Raw genomic sequence first — 25,720 nt, 5'->3', positions numbered from 1 at the left:
AGCATCAAATGATCCCGCTTACAAAGCCACCTAAAGCAGCAGCTAAAATTCTGATTATCTCCACTCGCCAAATTGGTGATGTATTGCTGACCACGCCCTTAATCCACAGCGTGTCCCGCGCTTACCCCAAGGCCCGGATTGATATGCTGGTTTTTACTGCAAAAGGAAGTATTTTATCCGGCAACCCTGATATTCAAGCCTTAATTGAAGTGCCGGAACGTCCCAAATGGCGTGACTGGTTACGTGTTATCCGCAGACTCTGGCGACATTATGATCTTGCCATATCCACCCTCAGCGGTGATCGCCCGACACTCTACGCCTGGCTTGCTGCACCGTTGCGGATAGGTCTGCTCCCCCCTAAAACCAGGCAGTCTTATTGGAAATACCTCATATATCAAGGCTGGGCGGTGCTGGATGATAAAAATACCCCAACGGTATTACAAAATCTGCAACTGGCTGAAGTTTTAGGTATTCAACAACATCCCCGTGTTATTGTTCCTTGCCAGCCTGATGATAACAACAGACTGACACAACAACTTGATTTCAATTGGCAACGGGATAATTTTGTTGTTTTACATTTAACTCCAATGTGGCGTTATAAACGCTGGCCTTTGCCTGCCTGGTCTGAACTTGCCAGGGTTTTACAGAAAAAAGGTTTGGAAATCGTGCTCACGGGTGGCAGCGATAGCAAAGAACAGGCTTATTTGCAGGATTTTATGAATTTATATGCTGGAAAAGTGCATAACCTGGCAGGAAAGTTATCATTTTCTGCGGTTGCCTTACTCATTAAACATGCGCGCTTATATGTCGGGCCAGATACCGCAGTGACGCATCTTGCCGCAGCAACGGGTACGCCAAGCATTGCTTTATTTGGCCCCACCAATCCTGTTAAATGGGCACCTTTTCCACTATTAAAGGACCTGGCATACCAACCCTTCCAACGTTGTTCATTGCTGCAACAACAAGGCAATGTGTATTTATTGCAAGGCGAAGGGGATTGCGTGCCTTGTCATCAGGAAGGCTGTGATCGTCACCGGGAAAGTGACAGTCGTTGTTTGCAGGAAATGCCTGCGCAACGCGTGATTAATATCGTTGAGCAGATTTTGAATAAAAATACTTCCAGTTTGCTTTAGAAAGCCCCTTTCTCGTCCAGGCTGCTTTCCAGTTCTGTAATATGTTGACTAATCAGCACAATCACAGCAGAAGCGTCATAGTCACTGGCATTATTGATACTGGCTATGTGGGTTCTAAAACTACTATGGAGTGAGAATGAAATAAGTGCAGGAACTGGGCACAGGATTTTTATTCATTTTCAAGGCGTGAAAACAGGCGCATAGCAAGCTATGTAACTGTTTTCACAACGCAGAAAATGGAGAAAAAGACCCGCCCAGTTTCTGAAGTTATAAAATTCTCGCTCCTATAGTAAATCCTTTATTTCATTACCCGGCTTGATTATCCCGCCCCTGATAACCTGCATATACATGCCTAGATTGGCATGACCGTAATGTTTTACCAAAGCTTTGGGAATATTCATGTCACGCTGTGCTGTGTCAGGATTGACATTGGTTGCAGCACAACGTTTGGTGGGTTTTAAGCCACGCAGATGCGTGTCAGCAATCTGAATATCTTTTCCACTCCATGCCAGCTCCGCCCAAGCGGGTAAGCCATCAATATAGACATTGGCCCGAAAGCGTAACGGATCTATGGATTCGCCAAGCACTTCTTCCAGGGCGCGTACGCTGGCAAGATTAATAAAAGATAAAACCTTATCCGCGACATCGGAAAACATATGCCCAAGAGACTGCACCAGTTTGGGGGTGTCGGCAATCACGTCTGCCAGATAATCTTTAAAGAATAATTCAATCTGCCTGCGGCCTTGCGCGGTTGATAAATTACCTTGAGCCAAACACTTGCCTTGTTGATATAAGTGCAATTCACCGGTTTCTGCGCTATAACGGCTCTCTATTGCTGCCAATTGCTCATTTTTCATGCGCATCACAAAACGGGTTTTCGGCAGGTGTTGCGGATTTTCAGGATCAAAAACCGTATCCGCGTGGGCCAGGGCAAATTGTCTGTCTAAAGCCAAACCTTGTCCCGGAAGCAGTTGCGCGGTAGTTAATGGCTCTGCGCTCAGCCCCTTTACCGGGTAACGATACAGGGCGCTTACCCTGCTACTCATATTTTTACGCCTAACTGTGCGGGTGTGGGTTTCTCGGTTAAAATGGCATCCACTTCATCTAAATCGACTTCAGCACCCTCATTATTAATCATGGGTTGGTCAAAATCATTCCAGCCTTTAACCCCGGTTTTTAACGAAATCGTATTGTGAAAACCCATTTGATGCAGGGTATAAGCAGCCAACACACTACGCTTGCCGGAACGACAAATCAGCACAATATCCCGTTCACGGGAACAGGCCATTTCCGGTACAGTTTCTTCATAGCCGTATTCACAGGCACTTTCCAAAATACCGCGCGGTACATTAATGGAATTTTCCAGATGAAATTGTTGATACTCATAAGGTTCACGAATATCCAGCAAAATGGGTGATTTGCGCGTTGCTTCTTCCAGCCATTCTGATAAGTCCCAGGGCATCAGTTCCTGTACGCCCTGTTCCAGGCATTCTGCAATCATGTCATCAAAGGTTTTCATGAGGCATCTTCTGTAGCGGGAGGTTGGTAATTGGCATCGTTAGGGTTGAGAAAAATAAATGCAAACTGCCCTGGCTCAATTTCCACATAATCCATTGTGGTACCTTCCAGTAAAGGTAAATGTACAGAAGCAATAATTAAATCAATGTCCTGACTGCATATTTCCTGGTCATCAACCCCTGCCTGGTCAAATCCCATGCCGTATTCAATACTACCATCTGGATTTTTTTTGGCGGCAATACGCAGTTTCAAACCGGAAACTGCCCCATCCTGAGCAGATTTAGCGATTTCTTGCGCGGCGTGTTCAGTCAGTTTAAACATTGTGATTCCTTTTATTTAATTCCTGTTCCTGAGCGATAAGATTTCAGTGCATTTAATAACCATTGCTGACTACTGATGGTTTTTGCTGCTGTGCAGTGAACGATATACTGTTTGCTCGTTAATGTACTTTGACTGGCACTGTATTGAATAAAATCTTCCGTGCTCTGGATTTTATCTTTAAAGTGCTTATATTTTTTTTGAATATGAGCCAGCGCCTCTATTCCAGCGTGCCGTTTGCCATTGCGCTCCATTAAGCACTCACTGTTTTTTATAAAATCCAGTAAATATTTAACTTCAGCTTGTTGTGAAACGGGAACATCAGCAAAAGCCGGGGCGCTTAATAACATGAAACCTAATAGCGTGATCAATTTTCTTGTCATATTTAATTTAGCTCCATATTTTTACTGAGGGATAACACCCCTTGAAGGGGTGTTATCCCTGAATCAGTAGTTATCTCGGGCATTTAAGACTCAAAAACCGATATGAAAATGATTAAAGCGCTGCTAAAGCTGCATCATAATCAGGTTCCTGGGTAATTTCAGGTACCATTTCAGTATAAATAACCTGATTGTTTTCATCTAAAATCACGACTGCGCGCGCAGTAATACCGGCTAAAGGGCCATCGGTAATCAGTACACCGTAATCTTTAGCAAAATGTTTATTACGCATCAAGGATAGCGCAGCCACATTTTTTAAACCTTCCGTGGTGCAAAAACGCCCCTGCGCAAAAGGCAGGTCTGCGGAAATGACCAATACTGCGGTATTGTCGCGACTACCCGCGCTTTCATTAAATTTACGGGTGGAAGTTGCGCAGACATCGGTGTCCAGGCTCGGCACAATGTTCAGCAGCTTTTTCTTACCGGCATAAGTTGCCAGATTAACATCGCCAAGTTCGCCATTGGTTAAATTAAAATCAGGCGCACTGCTGCCTACTGCTGGTAAGTCGCCACTGGTGTGGATTGCGTTGCCTTGTAATGTGATATTTGCCATGTTGTTTTCCTTGTTTAAAACTTCGGTTTGATAGGACAATTGCGGTTGCCAACTTTTGCTACGATTCGATTTAATAAATCCGCATAACGCTCAATATCTTCCTCGGTACGCAACTCTGTTGCGCAAACCAGCAAACTGTTGCCCAGTTCCGGGTAATCCTGGCTGAGATCATAACCACCCAATACATTATGCGCTGCCAATGAGCGCAATAATTGAGGTATAGGCATGTTAAAAGACAGAACCAGTTCATGGAAATAAGGGCTATTGAACACAGCTTCAATACCTTCAATGGCAGTAAATTTTTCCAGTATCTGGCGGGTGTGGTGATGACAGGTGCGCGCTGTTTGTTCCAGCCCTTTCGCGCCCAACATTGCCATATAAATTGTGGCTGCCGTGACCATCAATCCCTGATTGGTACAAATATTTGAAGTGGCTTTGGAGCGGCGAATATGCTGCTCACGGGCTTGTAAGGTTAAGGTATAGCCAGGTTTGCCTTCCATATCCACGGTAGCGCCGATAATACGCCCCGGCATTTGCCTGACCAATGCCTTTTTACAGCAGATAAAACCAAAATAAGGGCCACCGGACGACAAGGGAATACCCAGGGGCTGACCTTCACCGCAGGCAATGTCTGCACCGCTTTCCCCCCAGTTACCAGGCGCTTCCAATATGCCCAGGGACAAGGGGTTCACCAGACCGATTGCCAATGCTTTATGCTGATGCGCCCAATCAGTCAGGGCGTCAACCTCTTCCAGCACGCCAAAAAAGTTAGGCTGAGGAATCACCACCGCAGCAATATCTTCATCTGCAAATGCGGTTAATGCCGTCAGATCCATTTTTCCCGTATCCGGGTTAAACGCTACTTCCAGCAAAGAAATACCCTGATTTTTAACCAGAGTTTCAACCACCTTGCGATAGTTCGGATGCACGCTGCGTGGCATCAGTATTTGTTTGGCTTTGGATTTGCGATTACAGCGCACCGCCATCAAAATCGCTTCTGCCAGACCGCTGGCACCATCATATAAAGAGGCATTAGAAGCATCCATGCCCGTCAGTGCCGCCATCATGCTTTGGAATTCATAAAGCAGTTGTAACGTACCCTGGCTGGCTTCTGCCTGATATGGGGTATAGGCAGAATAATATTCACCACGGGTGGTGATTTCCCAAATAGCGGCGGGAATATAATGCTCATAAGCGCCCGCGCCAATAAAACACAAGCTGCCTGCATCCTGATTGGCGCGGCTTTGCATCAGGCGCGTGACTTCCGCTTCCGTCACAGACTCAGGCAGGGTTTCCAATTCGCCACAGCGCAAAGCGGCAGGAATTTCATCAAATAATTGTTCAATACTGGAAACGCCTATGGTTTCCAGCATAGTTTGAATATCGGCGTCAGTGTGGGGAATATAGGGCATGATGGTTTAATGATCTTCGTCTTCCAAAATCTGCAAATAACCCGCAGCATCCAGCAAGCCATCCAGTTGTCCGGTATTGCTCAGTTGAATACGACAAATCCAACCCGCTTCATAAGGCGATTCATTAATGGTTTCCGGTGCATCCACCAGAGTTTCATTCACTGCGGTAATCGTGCCGTTAACCGGGCTGTATACATCGGATGCGGCCTTCACGGATTCCAGCACCGCGCACTCTCCACCGGCTTCCAGCTCATCCCCATTATCAGGTAAATCAACATAGACCAAATCCCCCAACAATTCCTGGGCATGTTCAGTGATGCCTATGGTTACTGTGCCATCACCTTCGTCACGTAGCCATTCGTGAGATTTCATGTACTTTAGAGACTCAGGGACATTACTCATATCTTTTTATACTCCGTTATTAGCTTGAATGCAGGATTTTACCATGTCGAACAAAAGGTGGTTTAACAACCGTTGCGGGAATATTACGGTTACGAATATTGACCCAAACCTGAGCACCATGCTTTGCCGGAATTCTTGCCAGGGCAATACCTTGTTTCATGGTTGGTGAATACGTCCCACTGGTAATTTCTCCGTGAGCGGAAGGCTGCTGTGGGTCACCGATTAATACACTTTGATGGCCTCTGGGAATGCCCTTGCCTTGCAGTATCAAGCCCACTAAAACCTGTTCACTGCGCTCTTTTTCCGGCAAAATGGCATCACGCCCGATAAAATCACGGTTTTCATTCCACATCAGCGTCCAGCTTAAACCGGACTGCGCGGGCGTGGTCGCTTCTGTCATATCCGTACCATACAAGTTCATACCCGCTTCCAGGCGTAGCGTATCACGCGCGCCAAGGCCAATCGGTGTAATCTCCGCAGCTAACAGCCTTTCCCAGAAAGCCGGGGCTTGTGCCTGGGGCAACATGATTTCCAGACCGTCTTCCCCGGTATATCCGGTGCGTCCGATAAACCAGCCTGGATTTTCACCATGACTTTGTGCCACAGCATCTTCCCAGGTAGCCTGAAAAACGGCTAAATCCGCAACTGCCTGAGATAGGCCTGGTGGTAATAAAGACTGTGTTTTTTGCCGTGCATTAGGGCCTTGAATCGCCAGCATTGCCAAATCATCACGCTCGCTGACACTCACTTCAAATGATTGACTTTGTTGCTGTATCCAGTTCAGATCCTTTTCCCGGGTTGCGGCATTGACCACCATCCGGTAAAAGTCTTCTGCAACAAAATAGACAATCAGATCGTCAATCACCCCACCGTGTGTATTTAACATGCAGGAATACAAGGCTTTGCCACGGGTTTTCAAACGCGCTACATCATTTGCCAGTAGATAACGCAAAAAATCCTGTGCCTGTGAACCTGTGATATCCACCACAGTCATGTGAGACACGTCAAACACCCCCGCATCACGACGCACCTGATGATGCTCATTGAGTTGGGAGCCGTAGTGTAGCGGCATTTCCCAACCTGCAAAATCAACCATTTTACCGCCTGCGGCGACATGCTGCGCATACAGGGCTGTTTTATTTGACATAATAATACCTATTGTGTGCGTAATAACAGGGTTTTAGAAGTTATGTCATGCCAACTGCGTTGTTGTGTGTCAATCAGCATCCACCAATACCCCATGCCTAAACAAAACCAGGACAACATTGCGGTCAGAAAACGGATGAGTACCGCTTTCCAACTAGGGCGACTGCCGTCTTCTGCATACAAACGAATGCGCCAGGTGCGCATACCCAGCGTTTGTCCGCTGCGCATCCAGGGCCAGGAAAAGTATAAATAACAAATGGCATAAATATAAAGATTAAACAGCATACTGGATTCGCCCTTACTAAAAGGCAAGGCGATAAAACCAGCAAAAATCAATACTGCAATTAATAACAGGCTGTCGTAAAAAATGGCTGCCAGAGTACGAAATAAACCGGCGGCGGGGAGATCGGGGATGGCTGTGGACATAGGGCAGGGTAACTATTTATAGTCTTCAAGTTTATTAACAGGTGGTTCAAAACCTAAACGGGTAGCGCGTCGGATGAATTTTCTATCATCAAAAGAAACCATTTCAGTACAATCTTGGTAACCAGTATGATGTAGCGCATCTGCAAAATCCAATCCTTGCTCATACGCAAATACTGCTTGTGCTACCCCCGCTTTATCTTCAACTACGATATGAGAAAGAGACAATAAATGCCGAAATACTGCTGCAATTTCTGTACAATTAAAGTCATAGTATCCTCGCATGACCCATTCCAATTCTAAAATTACAGTCTTACATACCATAAGAGGTTTGCCTGACATAATCAAATATCGTGCTATTTCATGTTGTTTTTGTGCTTCTTCGTCACTTTCATCCTGAATATAGTAACGTGCCAAAACATTGGTATCTAAACCAATCATTTGCTTAATAAACTCGCTGGATCGAAGTCAACAGGTACGGCAGGTCGCTGGCTTTTCAACATGGCAAAACCATCTGATGCAAGATTTTCAGGGATAGCAGATTGAGATTGTAGCGTATTGATATTTTTGCTAGGTTTTTGCTGCATTTGAGGTGTCTCAAAAGAGGCGTATTTGCCTAATAAAAATTTATAAAAATCTAATAACTCAATCTTTGCCTGCGGCGGAAGCTTATTGAGATTAATGGTTTCCATATTATACACTCCTGATAATAATGAAAATGATTGGGAATTTTAATGCTGGAGCATCAAGGTCTACGTTCCCAGGTATAAAAGTGGGAACGAGAGGAAACATAATACCAAGATAATATTTAAGTAATTTTTCTCTCTAACTATTAAGGAGTGAGGATGAAATAAGTACAGGAACTGGGCGCAGGATTTTTATTCATTTTCAAGGCGTGAAAACAGGTGCATAGCAAGCTATGTAACTGTTTTCAGAACGCAGGAAATGGAGAAAAAGACCAGCCAAGTTGCTGAAGTTATAAAATTCTCGCTCCTAAGCTAAACCTGCAACCAAAAAGTCACCGGCCCGTCATTAACCAGATGCACCTGCATATCAGCGCCAAACACGCCACTGGCAACAGTAGAATGCTGCTTTTTCGCTTCCTGCAATACATACTCAAATAAACATTTTCCAGTTTCAGGATCCGCTGCCGGGGTGAAGCTGGGGCGGTTGCCCTTGCGGGTATCTGCGGGCAGCGTAAACTGCGGCACTAATAATAAACCACCTTGCATGTCCCGCAGACTTTGATTCATTTTACCGTTTTCATCGGGAAATACACGGTAATTCAGTAAACGCTCCAGCAAACGCCTTGCCTGTGCTTCGCCATCTTTTTTTTCAACGCCTAATAATACCAATAAGCCCTTATCTATACAGCCTACGGTTTCTTCAGAAACCACCACACTGGCCCGGGTGACGCGCTGTAACAATCCAATCATGGGGATGGTTTTTCCTGTTTTCCAGTGCTGGTTTTATTTTCATCAGTAGAGAGAATTTTCTGCAAGGCTGATGGAAATTCTTCCGCTGTTTTTGCTGGTGCGGGTTTAGGCGCAGGAGCAATAATGGCTGGCAGTTTCAGGTTAAGTTTGGGTGCAGCGTCAGGGGCTGGTTTTGGTTTAGTTTGTGCTTTATCCACGGTTACAGGTTTAGCTGCACTTTGTGGTGCGGCAGTTTTCTTCGGTGTCGTTTTCTCTTTAGCTTTAGTTTCCGGTTTTTTCTGCTCAGGCGCTATTTTTGGTGCTTGCTTTTTAGCTTTTTCCTGTTTGTCTTTTTTATCCGTTTTGGCTTCAGGTTTAACAGTTTTTTTAGGCTTTTCAGGCGTTACTTTTTTCTGTTTATCCTGTTTTTTAACATCCTGTTTTTGCTTGACAGGGGTTTCCGGTTTTTTCACTACTTTCTTATCTGTTTTACCTTTTTCAGACAAAGCCGGTTTGGTGTTTTCCTTTTTCTCAGGTTTTAAATCAGCAAGTGCTTTGCCACTACTGCCAGCCGCGATGATTGCCAGCAGGGCATCTTGTAAATACAGGGCTTGTTCGTGTAAGGCGGGCGGCATCGGGCGACCGCCATAAATTAACAGATTCAAGTCCATGGTAATTAACCAGGCTTGCCCCAGCTCATCTTCATAAAGTCCGATACGACAAGGCATGTGCACCAGATAAGCGGGATTAAATTGCAGTGCCCCATAAGCAATATCAGCATTACAAAATTGTAAAATTTCAGTATGGCGTATCACTGCATGTTTTTTCTTATCAATGGCTTCATGCAGGACATAACGTTTGATCAGCGGAATTTTCATTTGTTTGCCACGTTTAATCATAGCCTGACGCGCTTTTTTCAGGGTGACATCTTTTTGCAGCGGAGTTTTTACCACCAGAGCATTGGCAACATCCGTGAGTAGCGCTTTGCGCGCAAACTCGGTACTGATGTCCATAAACTGCGTTTGAAACGGTTTAATCGCTTGCTTGCCCTGATAATAAAAAAACAATATGGCAAATATGGTAAGTAAACCAATACCGGCAAGCAGGTTACGCAGGCTGCGAAAGAAAATGCTCCAGATATGAGGCTGATTTTGAAACAGCGGTATTTTTAATACCCGCACTATCCTACCTGTAAAACTTAAATTCTCCGTATCCATCCCTTTGCCAGTTTATTATTATCTGATGTTATGCAACAGCTTCTTTTTCATAGGTTTTGAAAATTTGAAATGCTGATTGCGTAATATCAGTTTAATTTATATTTATTCGTTTATTTTGAGGGTAGTAAATTAAACCCTGCTTTTTGCAGCAAGTTTGCCGTTTCAAATAAGGGCAAACCCATGACCCCGGAATAGCTGCCGTGCAACGATTGAATAAAAGTTGCTGCAAAACCCTGTACGGCATAAGCGCCGGCCTTACCAAACGACTCTCCAGTAGCGATATAATCGTCTATTTCCGTATTGTTCAATTGCCGAAACTGTACTGTGGTAACGTTTAAGGCTTGATGAATCAGTGGTAGATTCTGTGCTTGCTCACGGCTTTCTAACAAAGTCACGGCACTCATCACCTGATGCCTGCACCCCGATAACTGCCGCAGCATATTGTGGGCATCTTCAGCATGTTCTGGTTTGCCAAAAATCTGTTGTTCCAATACTACGGCAGTATCCGCACCCAGTACTAAAAATGCAACAGGTTTTTCAACATACGGTGCAATGCGCAGTGTAGCATAGACGGCTTTGGCTTTCTCCATTGCCAGACGCTGTACATAATCTTCAGGCAATTCTTTGGGCCTGGGCGTTTCATCAATATCAGCGTGAAGCACCTCACAACTGATAGATAACTGTTGCAGGAGCTGATGACGACGGGGTGAGGCGGAAGCGAGATAAAGTTTAGGCATAATACAATCTTTTAGTTTTTTGCTATTCTGACATGAATATGAGATAAGGAAAGATAAATTTTAAATGAGTTTGATTTTCCCCATTTCCTCGTTACCAAGCTCCGCATTGGTAATGCCTACCTTGCAAGCTCCAGTTTGCTGTCAAGCAGAGCTTGCAAGGCCTGTATTCCCAATCAGGAGATTGGGAATGAGGGGAAACGAGGAAAACACCACAGCACGGCTATAGTGAGACCTGACTGCCATGAGCGAACAACAGCAAAGTTCAGAAACTGTCGAAAATAACCTTCCAAAAACAGGCGAAGAAGGGGAAATTGACACCGGCGGCGCTTATGAGATTATTCGTCAGCGTTTAAGCCAACAAAGCCAGCGCTTAAGTGATTCACTGAATGGTTTAAATCAACACCGCAGTGAAGTGTTTGGCAGCACTAAAATGGAAGTGATTGGGCGCACCCGGATTCGCACGGAAAACAACTGCGTGCCGCGTGATATTAAAGCTTTTGGTCATGAAATGCTATTTGGGTATAACGTGTTTGTGGGGATGCGCGCGGAAATTAATGTTGCTGATGTTTTCAGCCTGCATCATATTGAAGAAACAGCAGAAGGTTTTGAATTTGCAGCCGTTGACAGTACCCATAACTTTCTAAATGAAAGCAAGTTTGTTGATGATTTTAATGAGTTATATCGTTATTACAAAGATGCAAAACTCAGCCAGTTGCGCGATGTTGCTGGCAAGCGTCTGGCGATATTTCAGATTGGTCGTACCCTGAAAGACATCCGGGTATTTCGCTGGACGGTGGATGCGCGCGGAAAAGTCAGTTATATCGATAATCGTGGGGAGCGCGATCATGTGTACCCGGATTCCCACGATTTTGAGTGGCAAACCACCACTCGCGAAAACCATGTTACCGGCACTCACCCCCATGTTTCTATTCTTAATGAAGTATTTGTTGAAGCCGTCGGCGGCGATCTGACGGTTAAAATTGAAAATAATACTGAAGATGGCCTGGGGATTTACCGCGAACCCGTTGAAGACCTGCATCAATCACTGGCAGATGCCCAGATTCAATATGCCAAGGTCGGTGCGTTGATTTTATTAAAAATCCGCCCTTATAAAGAAACCCTGTGGCGTTATCTGGTATTTAATCCTTTGCTGGAAAAAGTGCAAAGAATTGATGCCATCGGTACGGCCTGTATTGCCCTGCCCGAAGATCACGGCATTATTTTCCCCGGCGGCTATTATCTGAGTAACGGCGAGTTTAAGATTTTCCCGGAAGAGCATCTGGCGGAAATGATCTTTAAACGCCGCATCCGTGCACCAAATGGCGAGGATGTGTTGTATGTATTTGACCAGCAGGAACTGGGCAAGCTGGTTTTATTCTCTTATAACCTGATTCGCAAAACTGTGGATAATCCGATTATTTGTCATGGTTATTCAATTTTTGCTGATGGGCGCATGGTGGTGTTTCGCGCCGATGATGATACGCCAACCCGCGTACATCCCATGCAAATATGGCAAACCCCGTATATGAGCGCGGAACACGCCGCACAGTCTGCGCCAGCGGATTCCTTTCTGGCGCGTATCGGCAATGCAGAACTGGTGCGCGGCTTATCCGATGCTTACGGCATCAAACATCTGATTGACGAGCAAAGCCCCACGCGCTTGATGTATGAGCATTTGATCGCCACCACGCGGCGGGTAATGGACGGCTATCATTGGCTGGATCATGAAGAAGTTGGCAACTTGTCAGACATTTTCCATCAGGTATTGGAAAATGCGGAACAGATTATTGATGAATTTGAAAAGGTGCAGGCACTGCGCAAACAGGCTGCTCATGCGCTGAGTGAAATTCAGGCCAAACATAAAAGCCTGCTGTTTGAAGCAGAACGTTATGCCAACTGGCATGAAGTCAGTGAGTTTGTAGCTAATCTTGGACAACTGCGCGCCCTGCGCGGTGAGCTTATCAGCTTGCGGGAATTGCGTTATATCGACCTCAGCGCATTGGATCAACTCAGCACAGCAGCCACCGAAGCCTTTGATACGCTCAGTCAGATCACAGTCAAGTTTATCCTTGCAGAAAATGCCTTTGCCCCTTACCACCAGGCGCTGGAACAACAAATTCAGGACATTGGTGCAGTTAAGAAAACCCAGGAAATTACGGCACTGGCAGAACAACTGGAAACCACAGCCAATGGTCTGGAACTGCTGACTGAAGTGCTTAATACCCTGAAAATTGACGACAGCGATGCCCGCACCCGGATTCTGGAAGATATTGCTGAAGTTTACGCCAAACTCAATCGTGCCCGCGCTGAACTGGAACTTAAACGCAAGGAACTCAGTTCCCGCGAGGCCAGCGCTGAGTTTGCCGCGCAGTTTCGCTTGTTTTCGCAAAGTGTCAGTGGTGCGTTAAGTCTTGCCGACACACCGGACAAAGCCGATGAGCAGTTATCGCGCTTGCTGGTGCAACTGGAAGAATTGGAAGGACGTTTTGGAGAGTTTGACGAATTTTTAGAGCAGATTAGCGAACAGCGTGAAACGGTTTACAGCAGTTTTGAAAGCCGCAAACAACAACTACTGGAAGCCCGTCAGCGCCGTGCGCTGCACCTGGAAACTGCGGCTAATCGTATCTTGCAGGGGGTAACGCGGCGACTGGCGAGTTTTGACAGCCTGGATGAGCAAAATGCCTGGTTTGCCTCTGATGCCATGGTAATGAAAGTTCGGGATATGGTTCAGGAACTGGATGCCTTGGGTGACAGCGTCCGGGCCGAGGATCTCAGCGGTAAACTCAAAACCACCCGGGATCAGGCAGGCCGTGCTTTACGCGACAGTCAGGATATTTTTTCTGAAGGTGGCAAGCTGATTCAACTGGGTCAACACCAGTTCAGCGTCAATACCCAGGAACTGGATCTGACCTTATTGCCTAAAAATACTGAAAACGGCCTGCAACTGGTCATGCACTTGAGTGGTACAGATTATTTTGACAAGCTGGAAAACCCGGATTTAGATGCCCTGCGCGATTATTGGCAACAAAGCCTGATCTCTGAAAATGAGCAGATTTATCGCGCAGAATATCTTGCCGCCAGTATTTTTTTTACAGCGCAGCAACAACCGGAATTAGCCGAAGCACTGCAACAAGCCTTGTTGGTGGAAGAAGAAATGCTGACCCTGGTGCGCAAAATTGCCGCAGAGCGTTACGAAGAAGGCTATGAACGCGGTGTGCATGACGTGGATGCCGCACAAATTTTGCGCACCTTGCTACAGTTAAACCATAGCGCGGGCTTACTGGCTTACGCACCAGCTTGTCGTGCACTGGCGCAATGGTTCTGGGCAGAACACACGGATCGAGAACAATGTCAGCAATGGCAAACAGCCGCGCAAACCTTAAATACCTTGCAAAAGACTTTTAATCATGCGGGAGAAAGCTATGCAACGCGATTATCTCAGACTTTTGCACAAGCCATCGCCGATTTTGTAAAAACCCATCAACTGCAAGCGATGTTTCCACAGGCTCAGGCAAGTCATTATATACAGGAAGCGCATTATTTATTAGCTGAATTACAGGTGGGTGGACAACACTTTACCGCTACAGCGGCAGCCATGCAGCAGGTGGAAGCTTTTTCACATTACTTGCAAGAACACGCTTTATTGAATCAATTTGACAGCACGCTGCACGCTTTAAACCAACGCCTTGCAGAGCAATATATTTTAGTACATGCCTGGCTTTCCGCTTACCAGCAAAGCAATGAAGCATCCTCACATAATGCGCAAATCATACAGGAAAGCTGCATTATTCTATTAACTTGATCATATCACTTGGCAAAAGCCTTACCCCTGTGGTAAAAAAACTATTCGGTAATATTTGCTGAAATATAATCATTAAAAATAACACGACTAAAGGAAGGGAGATGTTTATGTTCTATTCTGCGAAGCCTGTTTCTGTGCTGGCACGTTCTCTGAGTTTTGCTTTATTACTAAGCGCTGCGGCAGTTGCACAAGCTGGAGAAAAATTAAAACCTTATGTGCTTGGCAGTCAGGGGGCTGGCGAAGTAGCGGCAAAAGCCGCCGAAGTCAAAACGGCATTAACCGACCAAGGCTTTGAAATTGCAGCTCAATACAGTCCTTATGCGGGTACGGAAATTCTGGTTGTCAGCAATGATGCGACCAAGAAAAATGCGGCCTTGTCCGACTTTGGCGGTTATGGCGTAGCGCAGCGCGTTGCCGTAAGCAAAGCAGACGCTCAGGTGCAGGTGAGTTACACCAATCCAGTATGGATGGCAAATGCTTATCGCATGCAAGGTGACATGCAGGATGTTGCGGGAAAATTAAAAGCGGCTCTGGGGGCAAGTCAGGCATTTGGTTCAGAGGATGGCAAAAATGCTGATGACTTACGGGAATATCATTATATGATGATGATGCCGTATTTTGATGATCAGGTGGAACTGGCAGCTTATGGCAGTTATGAAGCAGCAGTGAAAGCAGTAGATGCCGGTTTGTCTGCGGGTAAAGGTGGCACTAAAAAAGTGTTTCGGATTGATATTCCAGGTAAAAAAGAAACTTTATTTGGTGCAGCAATCAGCAAAGGCGAAGGCGCAGATGCAGGCATCATGAAAATCATTGATACCGGTAAACTGAAGCACGCCGCGCATCTGCCTTATGACGTGCTGGTCACCGCAGATGGCAAGGTGTATATGTTGCATGGCAAGTTTCGCATTGCACAAAGCTTCCCGGATTTAGGCATGGGTAGTTTTATGGAAATCTCCGGTGCACCGGATGCAATTGAAGAGGCTTTGAGTGCTGCGGTTAGCAAGTAGTTGAGAAGGATGGGCGAAATACCGATGAGATTTTTAATATTGGCACAATGTTGAACGGTATTTTGCCCACCATTTGCCTAAATTCAGTGGAAACTAAACAATGAGAGCAACTTGGGTTTTAGTGTTAGCTTCGGTGGCCGGGAATGGGATGCTCCGGCCCTGTTAAACAAGGTGCGTGCGTTAGCGCATCATTGACCAAAAGTTGCCAGTACCACTTCCATTAACGAATCAACGGTTTCTTTATCATCGGTGAGCGGCTCAACCAGCGCAGCCCGACAGGCGTCAACCGGCGCAAAACCGGTTTGAATTAAGCTGGCAGCGTAGACCAGCAGGCGGGTGGATGCACCTTCTTCAATATCGTGATCTTTCAAACGGCGCAGGGCATTAACCAGATTAACCAAACGCTTGGCCATATTCTCATCAATACCGGTTTCACCAATCACCACTTCTTGTTCCAGTTTGCTTTTGGGGTAACCAAAACGCAAGGCAACAAAACGCTGGCGGGTACTGGGTTTCATGCTTTTCAGCAGGTTCTGATAACCGGGGTTGTAAGATACCACCAGCATAAATTCCGGTGGTGCAACAAGCTGTTCATTGGTACGCTCTATCGGCAGAATACGGCGATCATCGGTGAGTGGATGCAAAATAACAGTGGTGTCTTTGCGAGCCTCAACAATTTCATCCAGATAACAAATAGCACCTTCCCGTACTGCCTGGGTTAATGGCCCATCATTCCAGTAGGTTGCGCCATCACCGATCAGATGCCGCCCAACCAGATCGGTTGCAGTTAAATCATCATGACAAGCGACGGTATACAGTGGTCTGCCCAGGCGTGCTGCCATATGTGCGACAAAACGGGTTTTGCCACAACCTGTGGGACCTTTGATTAATACCGGCAACTGATTTTGGTAAGCCTGTTCAAACAACGTCATTTCGTTGCCGAAGGGTTTATAAAAAGGTAATTCTGTATCTGTAGATGAAGACATGGTTTTAGTTTCCTTGAAGTCCCAGCCAATAAGCCAGTGCAATGCCGCCGAGTACTAAAAATAACCAAATGGAAACCATTAAACGCCATAAGCGTGGGGCATATTTCAAGCCCATAAAATAATCAATCACCATTTGCCCTTTAAGTAAAGTAGAAAACAGTAGCACAGAAATAATGACCGTGCCGCTTAATTCTAATTTACCAATAATCAGAGCCAATAGAGTAAGGCTCATTAATAGCAGCCATACTCGGGTACAGGGGCGTATCCAACTTGTTTTGTGAGCTACGGTTTTCATATTCATAGGGGGTCAACGCATGATATAAATCAGTGGAAACAGAACAATCCAAACCAGATCCACCATATGCCAGTAAGAAGCACCCGTTTCTACACCGGTATGAGATTGTGCGCTATAACCGCCGCGCCGTGTTTTTAATAAGACTGCAGCAAGAATAACCATGCCAAGTATGACATGCATAAAATGAAAAAAAGTCATGGACAGGTAAAACATATAAAAGGTATTGGTTGTTAAACTAATGCCATGAGAAAATTTTTCATGAAATTCATAAATTTTAATAATTAAAAAAGTACCACCCATCAACAGCGTGGCTATCAGCCAGTGTGCACAGGATTTAGAATTATTTTCGCGGATGGCAGTAACGGCTCTGACGACAAAATAGCTGCTGGTAATTAAAACTAAGGTATTAATTGCGCCTAGTTCACGAATTAAAGTGGATTGGCTGGCATTAAACAGGGCAATATCCCCGGTTCTGGCAAAGGCATAAGCCAGAAAAAAAACACCAAAAACTAATAATTCAGCACAAATAAATATCCATATAGCCAAGTCGCCAGGTAATATTTTTTGTGGCTTTTCTTGATTTGACATGCTGTTGTTCATTCCATGAAAACCCTCTCATGCTATAAGGTTTAGAATATAAAAAGGCTCTGCAAACATTTTCAAATTTATGCAAAATGTTTGCAAAGCCTTGTTATACAGACCTGATAATTAAAAAACTAATTCAGATCTTAGCCTGCTTCTTCTGTTTTGGGAAATCCACTACACTTCATTCCCAAAGCAGTATCTTAGGCTTCTGCCTTAGCTTCTTCATCACCGTCAACAAAAAAGCTGGCAATGTACAGTATCAGACCAATCAGGAAAACCAGACCGGTCAGTTCCCGCATCCAATAGAATAAAGCCATCTTTTCCTGTACCGCCATAAATGGCAGCGGTGTTTCGGTAGCACGTTGCAGATAAACCTGCAAGATACCTGCTGCCGTCAGGAACAGTGTGATAAAGGTCATGGCGATAGTCATCAACCAGAATGACCACATTTCCAATACTTGAGAACGTTGACTGTTAGCAGCACGTCCGCGCATCATTGGCATAGCATAAGAGATAATGGTTAATACCACCATGACATACGCGCCATAGAAGGCCATGTGACCGTGTGCAGCAGTAATCTGCGTGCCGTGGGTATAGTAGTTAACCGGTGCCAGAGTATGCAGGAAGCCCCACACGCCAGCGCCCAGGAAAGCCATGACCGCAGTACCCAAAGCCCACAATACAGCGGCTTTATTAGGATGCTCGCGGCGACGACGGTTAACCATAGTGAAGGCAAATACTGTCATCATGAAAAATGGAATCGGTTCCATTGCAGAGAAGATAGAGCCTATCCACTGCCAGTAGTCCGGTGTTCCGATCCAGAAATAATGATGTCCCGTGCCGAGAATACCCGTAATCAGGGTCATGGCGATAATGACATACAGCCATTTTTCAACAATTTCACGATCAACGCCGGTTACTTTAATCAGTACAAAGGCCAGAATTGCACCCAGGATTAATTCCCAGACACCTTCTACCCACAAATGCACAACCCACCACCAGAAATATTTATCCAGTACCAGATTTTCAGGGTTATAGAAGGAGAACAGGAACATTACTGCAAGGCCGGTTAAACCAGTCAGAAGCACAATAGTAACAACGGTTTTACGACCCTTGAGTACGGTCATGCCGATGTTAAACAGGAAGCCCAGTACGACGACGACAATACCCAGTTTGGTAATCGTAGGCTGTTCTAAAAACTCACGGCCCATGGTTGGTAACAGACTGTTGCCGGTCATTTCTGCAAGGCTAGCATAAGGCACCAGCAGATAACCCAGGATAGTCAGCGCGCCAGCGACCAGGAATACCCAGAATAATATTTTTGCCAGCAATGGGCTGTGCAGCTCGCGCTCAGATTCTTCTGGCACCAGGTAATAGGATGCGCCCATGAAGCCAAACAGCAGCCAGACGATTAACAGATTGGTATGCACCATGCGGGCGACATTAAAAGGGATTTCCGGAAACAGGAAATCACCCATGACGTATTGCAGGCCCATTACCAGGCCAAACAGGATTTGGCCGACAAACAGGCCAATAGCTGCAATAAAATAGAGTTTTGCAACGGATTGCGAGGAATATGGCATCAGTGTTTCTCCTTAACCTTGAATATTTGGCGGCCAATTAGACGTATTAATTTCAGAGCTATATTTCAAAAATTGAGCAATAGACTCCAACTCTTCGTCTGAGAAATTAAACTGTGGCATACTGCGGCGACCAGGAATGCCCTGTGCAGGACGACTTTTAATGAAACCTTTAATGGCTTCCGTGCTGTTGCCAAAGCGCACGTAAACATTACCCAGTTCTGGTGCAAAATAAGCACCTTCACCTAACAAGCTATGACAACCGATGCAGTTATTTTCTTCCCACAGCAGTTTTCCGTGAACAACCTGTTCAGTCAGGTTCTCCCGGTTATCGCGTTTTGGAATTTCATTTCTGACCGTATCAAAGCTTAAGACGAGGAATAACAACAGGAAGAAAACCGATCCCCCCAGATAAATATTCCGCGCCATGGACTTGGTAAATACCTCAGCCATGTGCATATCTCCTTTTAATTGAACAATGAAAAAAAAATGGTTAAGATTCTCTTAAATGAGTCACTGGCATTGTATAGCGTAGTCAACACAAAATATTTGATGTATGTCAGTATTCTGCTAATTTCAGTATTTAAATACGCTCACATTTAAAATAAAAAGTACTATAGCGTCAATAGAGACTCAGTTCAGGATTAACTGCATCCTTAGGAGTGAGAATTTTATAACTTCAGCAACTTAGCTGGTCTTTTTCTCCATTTTCTACGTTGTGAAAACCGTTACATAGCTTGCTATGCGCCTGTTTTCACGCCTTGAAAATGAACAAAAATCCTGCACCCAGTTTCTGTATTTATTTCATCTTCACTCCTTACTTGCACCAAGCTCCTTGCTCGATCCAGCGCATCAATAAGTGGGTATTTGGATGATCGCTTTCATCGTTAGGACCGATGCCTGGTGGCATACGATTTTCAATCAAACGCTGATATAAGGGACTGTTTGCAGCGTCATGAGGAATCACAATCGGCACGGGTGGTTTGCCAAGTTTAGCATTAGATTTTGAAAATGCACCTTTCATGATACCTTTGTAACTGGTCAGATTAACACCATGAAATGAAGGGGGGTCCCGAAATGAACTGTGACAGGAAATACAGGCGACATCCGATCCAAACGCTTTTGGCGTGGAAAATAGTGGCAAAATTGTATTTTTGAAATTATCATCCTCTTTAGCACCAGCATCGATCCAGTTTTTAATACCATTAATAGTATCCGTGTCAATTGGCGCTAAAAAGGATACGCCCAACGGCATCCGGTTGTTGCGCAGTTTTTGCACAACCCGGCTTTTCATAGGTTCCCCAGGTACGATTGCAGGTTTTACCGGGGCTTCTGTCGCACCGCGCAAAATACCTTCGCAAGTCGATAAGTCCAGGCCACGGTAACTGCGTTTAGGATCATTGGAGCTATGGCAAACAATGCAGGCAGGGCCTTCACCAAAGGCATTAGGGGTGCGCATCAAGGTTGCAACATATTCGTAAGTAACCGGAATATTACCCTGCAAAATCAAGGCGTCAACTGCGGTATGATCGGCCTCAATTTTCAGATTACCCAGCATAATATTGCGCCACATCTGATGGGTCAGGCTACCACTTTCAGCAGCGCTTACAGCTGCTTGTTGCTCAACGGGTTGTGCTTCTGCCGAAAAGGCTGGCATGCTCAAAAGTGGAGATGTTATTAGCAAAAAAATGATAAATATGAGTCTTTTTAAAGAAATCATAGGTATACCTATGTAAAAAATTAAAATTGGGTGATTAGTTACCTAAAGATAGGTGACAATGCAGGGTTATTTCATATATTATTCCATACAAATAAATCAAAAGATACGCACAATATAACTTATATTATAAAATAATAAATAACTTCAAATTATTATTTATAGGTAATAAATTTATTTTATGTCTCAATATGCTGAGCTTTAAAAATTATAAAATTGACTGAAATCAAGGATGGTTTATTGTTAATTCATTCATACTTCATCCTAATAACTAATAAGAGAGTCAAACTAATCTTGCTTAGGAGTGAGCATGAAATAAATGCAGAAACTGGGCGCAGGATTTTTATTCATTTTCAAGGCGTGAAAACAGGCGCATAGCAAGCTATGTAACTGTTTTCACAGCGTAGAAAGTGGAGGAAAAGACCAGCCAAGTTGCTGAAGTTATAAAATTCTCACTCCTTATTTATTCTAAGTAATTTGGAATAAATTTTAATGAATAATTCAATTCTATTCATGTAAGCACGATTAAAAAACAGAATTAAAAAATCTGTTTTTTATTAATCCTTCTGAGATCGGTGGTGTTTAAAAATCCGTATCAGGTTTTAAGATTGTTCCATAAATTGTGAGGTGAGTATGAAAAAATCAGTATTCAGTATGTCTGCTTTGACGTTGGCTATTGGTGTCTCTATGAGTGGTTTGGCACTCAATACCCATGCCGGTGAGCCAACCATGTCAGAGGCAGATTTTGAAACAACCAAAGCGCTTTATTTTCAGCGTTGCGCAGGTTGTCATGGCGTGTTACGTAAAGGCGCAACCGGTAAAAGTCTGGAACCTAAAAATACCAAAAAATTGGGGCAAAAACGCTTAGAGCGCATTATTGCGCTGGGTACCGAAGGCGGTATGAACAACTTTGATGATATCTTTAGTAAAAAAGAAATCAACATGTTGGCTACTTATATCCAGATGGAACCACCTATTCCACCTGAAATGAATCTGGCGTTAATGAAAGAGCGCTGGAAAACCATGGTTAAGCCTGAAGATTACCCAACCAAACCGATGCATGGTTTGAACTGGGAAAACTTCTTTGTCGTCATCCTGCGTGATGAAGGTAAAATGGGTATTATCGATGGCGACACCAAAAAAGTGATTGCTAAGATTGATACCGGTTATGCCGTGCATGTTGCCAAAGAATCTTCTGATGGTCGCTTCTGGTACACCCAGGGTCGTGACGGCAAAATGACCAAGATCGATCTGTGGATGAACCCACCACAAGTGGTTGCAGAAACTCAGATCGCTTATGATGCGCGTGACGTTGCTGTTTCCCATTATGGTGAGTGGAAAGATAAATACGTAATTGGTGGTGCTTACTGGCCTCCTCACTTTGCAATTCTTGACGCTAAAACCATGGAGCCATTGAAAGTGGTTTCTACTCGTGGCGTGAATGTTGATGGTGAGTATGTTAACGAAGCCCGTGTTGCAGCGATTTATAACACCCCAACTGCACCTACCTGGATTGTTGCAGTCAAGGAGTTAGGTCAGTTATGGCAGGTTGATTACAGCGATTTAGATAATCTGCGTATTGAAATGATCAACAGTCATAAGTTCCTGCATGATGGCTTCTTTGATCCAACTCAGCAGTATTTCCAGATTGCCGCAAATGCTTCCAACCGTATGGAAATCATGGACGCGACCAATCGTAAGTTTGTAGCTTCCATTGAAACCGGTAAAAAACCACATCCTGGTCCAGGTGCTAACTGGATTGACCCTAAATGTGGTCCAGTCGGTGGTACGGTTCACTTAGGTGAAGGTCGTATGACTGCTTGGGGTAATGATCCTAAAGGTCATCCTGATCATGCATGGAAAGTCTGCTATTCCGTTGAAACTGACGGTCCTGGCGTATTCCTGCGTACCCATCCAAAATCTGATAATGTATGGATGGATCAGACCAAACACCCAGAGCCAGAAGTTCAGCAGAGCGTTCAGGTAATGGATAAGAAAACCCGCGAAATCATCAAAACCATTCGTGTCACCGAGCATCCTAAAGCTGCCGCGGTACACATGGAATTCAACAAAGATGGTGATGAAGTCTGGGTTTCTGTCTGGGCACGCGGTAAAGGTGATCGCGCCAAAGGCGAAATTGTTGTCTATGATGCGAAAACTCTGAAAGAAAAAGCACGGATTAAAAACTTGGAAACCCCAACGGGTAAATTCAACGTTTATAATCGTGTACATCACGTAGGCTAGTCCCGCAAGCAACGGCATTTCACCAACTTTCAATAAGCTTGGTGAAATGCCGTTATCCCATATTTTTCCATTTTCCCCTAATCACAAAATAGGCACGGCGAGACATAAGATGACGGATACAAAACCAGGATTTTGGTCGCGAAAACGATTGTTTGGCGCAAGTATTGGCATGGCATTATTTTTCATGCTAGTCGGTATAATTTTCTGGGGTGGATTTAATACCGCCATGGAAGCGACAAATACCATGGAGTTCTGTATTACCTGCCATGAAATGGAAGAAAATGTCTATCAGGAATACCAAGGCACTATCCATGATGCTAACCGCAGTGGTGTGCGGGCAACCTGTTCAGATTGCCATGTACCTAAATCATGGGGCCATAAAATGATTCGCAAAATCCAGGCATCTAAGGAAGTCTGGCATAAAATGTTGGGTTCCATTGATACCCCAGAAAAATTTGATGGCAAGCGCCTGCATTTAGCTAAAAATGTCTGGCACTCCATGAAATCGACCGATTCCCGAGAATGCCGCAATTGTCATGATTTCGACACGATGGATCCGGCCAAACAAAAACCCCGCGCCCGTAAGCAACATATGAATGCCATGCGCCAGGGTATGACTTGTATTGATTGTCATAAAGGCATTGCGCACAAAAAAGTGCATGATCAGTTAGAAGATGAAGAGCTGGAACAAATGACCCAGCCCGACCCCAGTTTAATTCGTGAAGTTCCGCAACGTTGGCTGGATTTTGAAAAACAGGAAGCAGAGCGTGAACAAGCAGAAAAAGTAGCCGCTAAAGCCAAAAGAGAGCAACGTGCTGCCGAGAAAAAATTAGCCGCTGAGCAGGCAGCAGCAAAAGCTGCAGAAGCCGCAGCAACGCAGGCCACAACAGCATCAACAGAGAATACAGAAAAAGCTGCAACCCCTGATGCCAGTGGGATTAGCTGGGATGTTGCACCCAGTCGTGAAGTAGGCCTGTTCTATCCAGGGCAATCCTCTATGGAATGGACTCTGGTCGGCAAATATCATGGTGGTGCTCGTCCTTTCAAAGCGGGAGATCGTTGCTTTGACTGTCATGATAAAGAAACTCAGGCGATGGGTGAAAAAATTGTCACTGGTGCCAAAGAAGACTTAGAACCTAACCTGATTCCAGGTAAACGGGGTAGTATCCCGCTGACGGTACAGGCGCTATATGATGAACAGTATCTTTATATGCACTTCCAGTGGCCGGATACCGAACACGCCCCAGCACCCTTTGTTGAAGGCGGCAAAATGGATCCGGAAAATCCCACTAAACTGGCAATCATGTTATCCAGTGATGAAATCAATGAAGATGAAAATCCAGCTATAAAATATACTCGTCAAGCGGGTTGCTGGGGTACTTGTCATCATGATGCCCGTGACATGCCAACCCATCCTGATGCCGAGAGTTTATCCGCGTCAGCACATGCACAGACCTTGGATTTCAGCCAGGGCGTGACTAAATACATCAGTGAAAGCCGTACTAAAATTGAAGAAAAAGGTCGTCGCGGTAAAAAACTGGGCGGTTGGGATAAACTGAAAGATGGCGAAGCGCTGAAAGCAGAAATGGATGCCGGTCACGTTATGGATCTGTTGCGGTTTAAGTCAGGCAAAGGCGAAACTGAAGATGGACACATTCTGGAACAACGTGTCATGACGGGTGGACAGGGCTTTGAAGCAACCGCAGCTTTGGCAAATGGTACCTGGACGTTAGAGATTAAACGCAAATTGGTATCCACCCAACCCGGCGATCTGAGCTTAACTAAAGACAAGCTCTATAATATCGGTTTTGCGGTACACGATGATTACAGTGATGCGCGTTATCACCATGTTTCGCTAGGATATAAACTGGGTTTTGATAATGACGAGGCCGAAATCAACGCCGTAGCAAAATAAGTACGCTTCATTCCCACGCAAAAGCGTGGGAATGAAATATAGGAGACAAAATCCTAATGAAAATATTGAGTTTTTTAATTGGCTTTTTCCTATGCAGCTTAGCACAGGCAGAGGATGTTACAACCCGCGTTATCATCAAGGACTTTAAGTTTCAGCCCGCAGAAATCACGGTGACAAGTGGTACCACAGTGCGCTGGGAAAACCATGAAAAACGTCAGTACCACAGTGTCTGGTTTGAACAAAGCGGTGAACCAGAACCGGAATATTTTTTTCCAGAAGAATTTTTCGAAAAAACATTCAATCAGATTGGTGATTTTCCTTATCGCTGTGGCCCACATCCTAAAATGACAGGTATCGTCCATGTCGTGAGCAAAGAGGATAAGCAGGTAAAAACTGAAAATATGACAACTGAAAATATAGCCCAAACGACCTTTAACGGCTATCTGAGTGCAGCGTTTGGCATGTCCTGGCAGCAGGTTAAAGAGGCCATTGCTAAAGATGACCTGAAGTTGGTGAACGCTGAAGATGCAGAAATTATTAAGGCCAAACGTGACCGAGGCTTTATCACCACTGATATTAGTTACGTCATTCCCAAACAAACGGGGAAACTGGCATTAATTGTTGAATTTTATCCCGGCGTGCTCAGCGAAAATCCAATTGTTAATGAACTGGAAAAGCAATTGGGTTCGCCTTTGGGGAAGGATGCCACCGCAGAAGTTTTAAAACAGATCAAAGATGACTTACCACCAGGCGTTACCGCTTTAACACTCTGGGCATGGGAAGTCGATAATCAAGATCGTTTTATTCGTTTGCTTAAGTTTGATGATCATATTGCCGTTGAATATCTTGCGCCCGCTTTATTATCGGAGCCGTAG

At 44.9% G+C, this 25,720-nt stretch carries 26 protein-coding genes; 6 read left to right on the top strand and 20 right to left on the bottom strand.

Annotation, left to right across the window (positions count from 1 at the left end):
- Window positions 1–8: 8 nt before the first annotated feature.
- Window positions 9–1,133 (top strand): putative lipopolysaccharide heptosyltransferase III, encoded by a 1,125-nt coding sequence (rfaQ, locus tag QUF61_RS06590; RefSeq protein WP_103921597.1) that lies wholly within the window; start codon window positions 9–11, stop codon window positions 1,131–1,133.
- A 284-nt stretch (window positions 1,134–1,417) separates the two neighbouring features.
- Here the strand turns inward: rfaQ and QUF61_RS06585 are convergent, their stop codons facing one another.
- The 14 genes from QUF61_RS06585 to QUF61_RS06520 form a co-directional block, all read right to left on the bottom strand.
- Window positions 1,418–2,179 carry an MOSC domain-containing protein gene (locus tag QUF61_RS06585; protein WP_103921596.1) on the bottom strand — a complete coding sequence of 254 codons (762 nt, stop codon included), beginning with the start codon at window positions 2,177–2,179 and terminating at the stop codon, window positions 1,418–1,420.
- Entirely contained in the window at window positions 2,176–2,652 is a 477-nt protein-coding gene (locus QUF61_RS06580) for a rhodanese-like domain-containing protein (RefSeq protein WP_289681050.1), read from the bottom strand. Before QUF61_RS06580 ends, QUF61_RS06585 begins: the two co-directional genes overlap by 4 nt.
- Complete coding sequence (locus QUF61_RS06575) at window positions 2,649–2,972, bottom strand: HesB/IscA family protein (protein ID WP_103921594.1); 324 nt, start codon at window positions 2,970–2,972, stop codon at window positions 2,649–2,651. The genes QUF61_RS06580 and QUF61_RS06575 overlap by 4 nt, the downstream gene beginning before the upstream one ends.
- Before the next feature lie 11 nt (window positions 2,973–2,983).
- Window positions 2,984–3,352: a DUF5329 family protein gene (locus tag QUF61_RS06570; RefSeq protein WP_103921593.1), complete on the bottom strand. Its 369-nt coding sequence runs from the start codon at window positions 3,350–3,352 to the stop codon at window positions 2,984–2,986.
- A gap of 112 nt (window positions 3,353–3,464) precedes the next feature.
- Window positions 3,465–3,962, bottom strand: a complete 498-nt coding sequence (gene tpx, locus QUF61_RS06565; RefSeq protein WP_289681049.1) for a thiol peroxidase — start codon at window positions 3,960–3,962, stop codon at window positions 3,465–3,467.
- A 14-nt stretch (window positions 3,963–3,976) separates the two neighbouring features.
- Window positions 3,977–5,374, bottom strand: a complete 1,398-nt coding sequence (gcvPA, locus tag QUF61_RS06560) for an aminomethyl-transferring glycine dehydrogenase subunit GcvPA (RefSeq protein WP_289681048.1) — start codon at window positions 5,372–5,374, stop codon at window positions 3,977–3,979.
- A 6-nt stretch (window positions 5,375–5,380) separates the two neighbouring features.
- A complete protein-coding gene (gcvH, locus tag QUF61_RS06555; protein ID WP_103921590.1) occupies window positions 5,381–5,776 on the bottom strand; it encodes a glycine cleavage system protein GcvH in 396 nt (131 codons plus the stop codon).
- A 19-nt stretch (window positions 5,777–5,795) separates the two neighbouring features.
- Window positions 5,796–6,923, bottom strand: coding sequence for a glycine cleavage system aminomethyltransferase GcvT (gene gcvT / locus QUF61_RS06550; protein WP_289681047.1), 1,128 nt, complete (start codon window positions 6,921–6,923; stop codon window positions 5,796–5,798).
- A gap of 8 nt (window positions 6,924–6,931) precedes the next feature.
- Window positions 6,932–7,348 carry an RDD family protein gene (locus QUF61_RS06545; protein WP_289681046.1) on the bottom strand — a complete coding sequence of 139 codons (417 nt, stop codon included), beginning with the start codon at window positions 7,346–7,348 and terminating at the stop codon, window positions 6,932–6,934.
- 12 nt (window positions 7,349–7,360) lie between these two features.
- On the bottom strand, window positions 7,361–7,786 hold the full coding sequence (locus QUF61_RS06540) for a type II toxin-antitoxin system VapC family toxin (protein WP_289681045.1): 426 nt from the start codon (window positions 7,784–7,786) through the stop codon (window positions 7,361–7,363).
- Window positions 7,783–8,037 carry a DUF2281 domain-containing protein gene (locus tag QUF61_RS06535; protein WP_103921586.1) on the bottom strand — a complete coding sequence of 85 codons (255 nt, stop codon included), beginning with the start codon at window positions 8,035–8,037 and terminating at the stop codon, window positions 7,783–7,785. The genes QUF61_RS06540 and QUF61_RS06535 overlap by 4 nt, the downstream gene beginning before the upstream one ends.
- A 306-nt stretch (window positions 8,038–8,343) precedes the next feature.
- Window positions 8,344–8,781 (bottom strand): D-aminoacyl-tRNA deacylase, encoded by a 438-nt coding sequence (dtd, locus tag QUF61_RS06530; RefSeq protein WP_289681044.1) that lies wholly within the window; start codon window positions 8,779–8,781, stop codon window positions 8,344–8,346.
- Entirely contained in the window at window positions 8,778–9,977 is a 1,200-nt protein-coding gene (locus tag QUF61_RS06525; RefSeq protein WP_103921584.1) for a DUF302 domain-containing protein, read from the bottom strand. The genes dtd and QUF61_RS06525 overlap by 4 nt, the downstream gene beginning before the upstream one ends.
- Before the next feature lie 110 nt (window positions 9,978–10,087).
- Entirely contained in the window at window positions 10,088–10,714 is a 627-nt protein-coding gene (locus QUF61_RS06520) for a Maf family protein (protein ID WP_289681043.1), read from the bottom strand.
- Between the two features lie 241 nt (window positions 10,715–10,955).
- Between QUF61_RS06520 and QUF61_RS06515 the strand changes: the two genes are divergently transcribed.
- On the top strand, window positions 10,956–14,516 hold the full coding sequence (locus tag QUF61_RS06515) for a DNA repair ATPase (RefSeq protein WP_289681042.1): 3,561 nt from the start codon (window positions 10,956–10,958) through the stop codon (window positions 14,514–14,516).
- A 107-nt stretch (window positions 14,517–14,623) separates the two neighbouring features.
- Window positions 14,624–15,523, top strand: coding sequence for a hypothetical protein (locus QUF61_RS06510; RefSeq protein WP_289681041.1), 900 nt, complete (start codon window positions 14,624–14,626; stop codon window positions 15,521–15,523).
- Window positions 15,524–15,711: 188 nt separating this feature from the next.
- Here QUF61_RS06510 and QUF61_RS06505 read toward each other — a convergent pair whose 3' ends face one another.
- The 6 genes from QUF61_RS06505 to QUF61_RS06480 all read right to left on the bottom strand — a co-directional run bounded on the left by QUF61_RS06505 (window position 15,712) and on the right by QUF61_RS06480 (window position 20,626).
- Window positions 15,712–16,509 carry a CbbQ/NirQ/NorQ/GpvN family protein gene (locus tag QUF61_RS06505; RefSeq protein WP_103921581.1) on the bottom strand — a complete coding sequence of 266 codons (798 nt, stop codon included), beginning with the start codon at window positions 16,507–16,509 and terminating at the stop codon, window positions 15,712–15,714.
- Window positions 16,510–16,513: 4 nt separating this feature from the next.
- Complete coding sequence (locus QUF61_RS06500) at window positions 16,514–16,804, bottom strand: cytochrome C oxidase subunit IV family protein (RefSeq protein ID WP_286019513.1); 291 nt, start codon at window positions 16,802–16,804, stop codon at window positions 16,514–16,516.
- A gap of 12 nt (window positions 16,805–16,816) precedes the next feature.
- The gene (locus QUF61_RS06495; RefSeq protein ID WP_289681040.1) at window positions 16,817–17,392 is read right to left on the bottom strand and encodes a cytochrome c oxidase subunit 3 family protein; all 576 of its coding nucleotides are present in this window, start codon (window positions 17,390–17,392) and stop codon (window positions 16,817–16,819) included.
- Window positions 17,393–17,589: 197 nt separating this feature from the next.
- Window positions 17,590–18,972 (bottom strand): cbb3-type cytochrome c oxidase subunit I, encoded by a 1,383-nt coding sequence (locus QUF61_RS06490; RefSeq protein ID WP_103921578.1) that lies wholly within the window; start codon window positions 18,970–18,972, stop codon window positions 17,590–17,592.
- A gap of 12 nt (window positions 18,973–18,984) precedes the next feature.
- A complete protein-coding gene (locus QUF61_RS06485) occupies window positions 18,985–19,422 on the bottom strand; it encodes a c-type cytochrome (protein WP_103921577.1) in 438 nt (145 codons plus the stop codon).
- A 364-nt stretch (window positions 19,423–19,786) separates the two neighbouring features.
- Entirely contained in the window at window positions 19,787–20,626 is an 840-nt protein-coding gene (locus QUF61_RS06480) for a c-type cytochrome domain-containing protein (protein WP_146066847.1), read from the bottom strand.
- A gap of 693 nt (window positions 20,627–21,319) precedes the next feature.
- Between QUF61_RS06480 and QUF61_RS06475 the strand changes: the two genes are divergently transcribed.
- From QUF61_RS06475 to QUF61_RS06465, 3 genes are all read left to right on the top strand, one after another.
- Window positions 21,320–22,930, top strand: coding sequence for a nitrite reductase (locus tag QUF61_RS06475; RefSeq protein ID WP_103921575.1), 1,611 nt, complete (start codon window positions 21,320–21,322; stop codon window positions 22,928–22,930).
- Window positions 22,931–23,039: 109 nt separating this feature from the next.
- The gene (locus QUF61_RS06470; RefSeq protein WP_289681039.1) at window positions 23,040–24,845 is read left to right on the top strand and encodes a NapC/NirT family cytochrome c; all 1,806 of its coding nucleotides are present in this window, start codon (window positions 23,040–23,042) and stop codon (window positions 24,843–24,845) included.
- A 56-nt stretch (window positions 24,846–24,901) separates the two neighbouring features.
- Window positions 24,902–25,720: a plastocyanin/azurin family copper-binding protein gene (locus QUF61_RS06465; RefSeq protein WP_289681037.1), complete on the top strand. Its 819-nt coding sequence runs from the start codon at window positions 24,902–24,904 to the stop codon at window positions 25,718–25,720.

This window comes from Candidatus Venteria ishoeyi, assembly GCF_030378065.1.
Lineage (GTDB): Bacteria > Pseudomonadota > Gammaproteobacteria > Beggiatoales > Beggiatoaceae > Venteria > Venteria ishoeyi.
The sequence above is the reverse complement of the archived record's forward strand: the minus strand, read 5'-3'. Positions and strand labels throughout refer to the sequence as shown.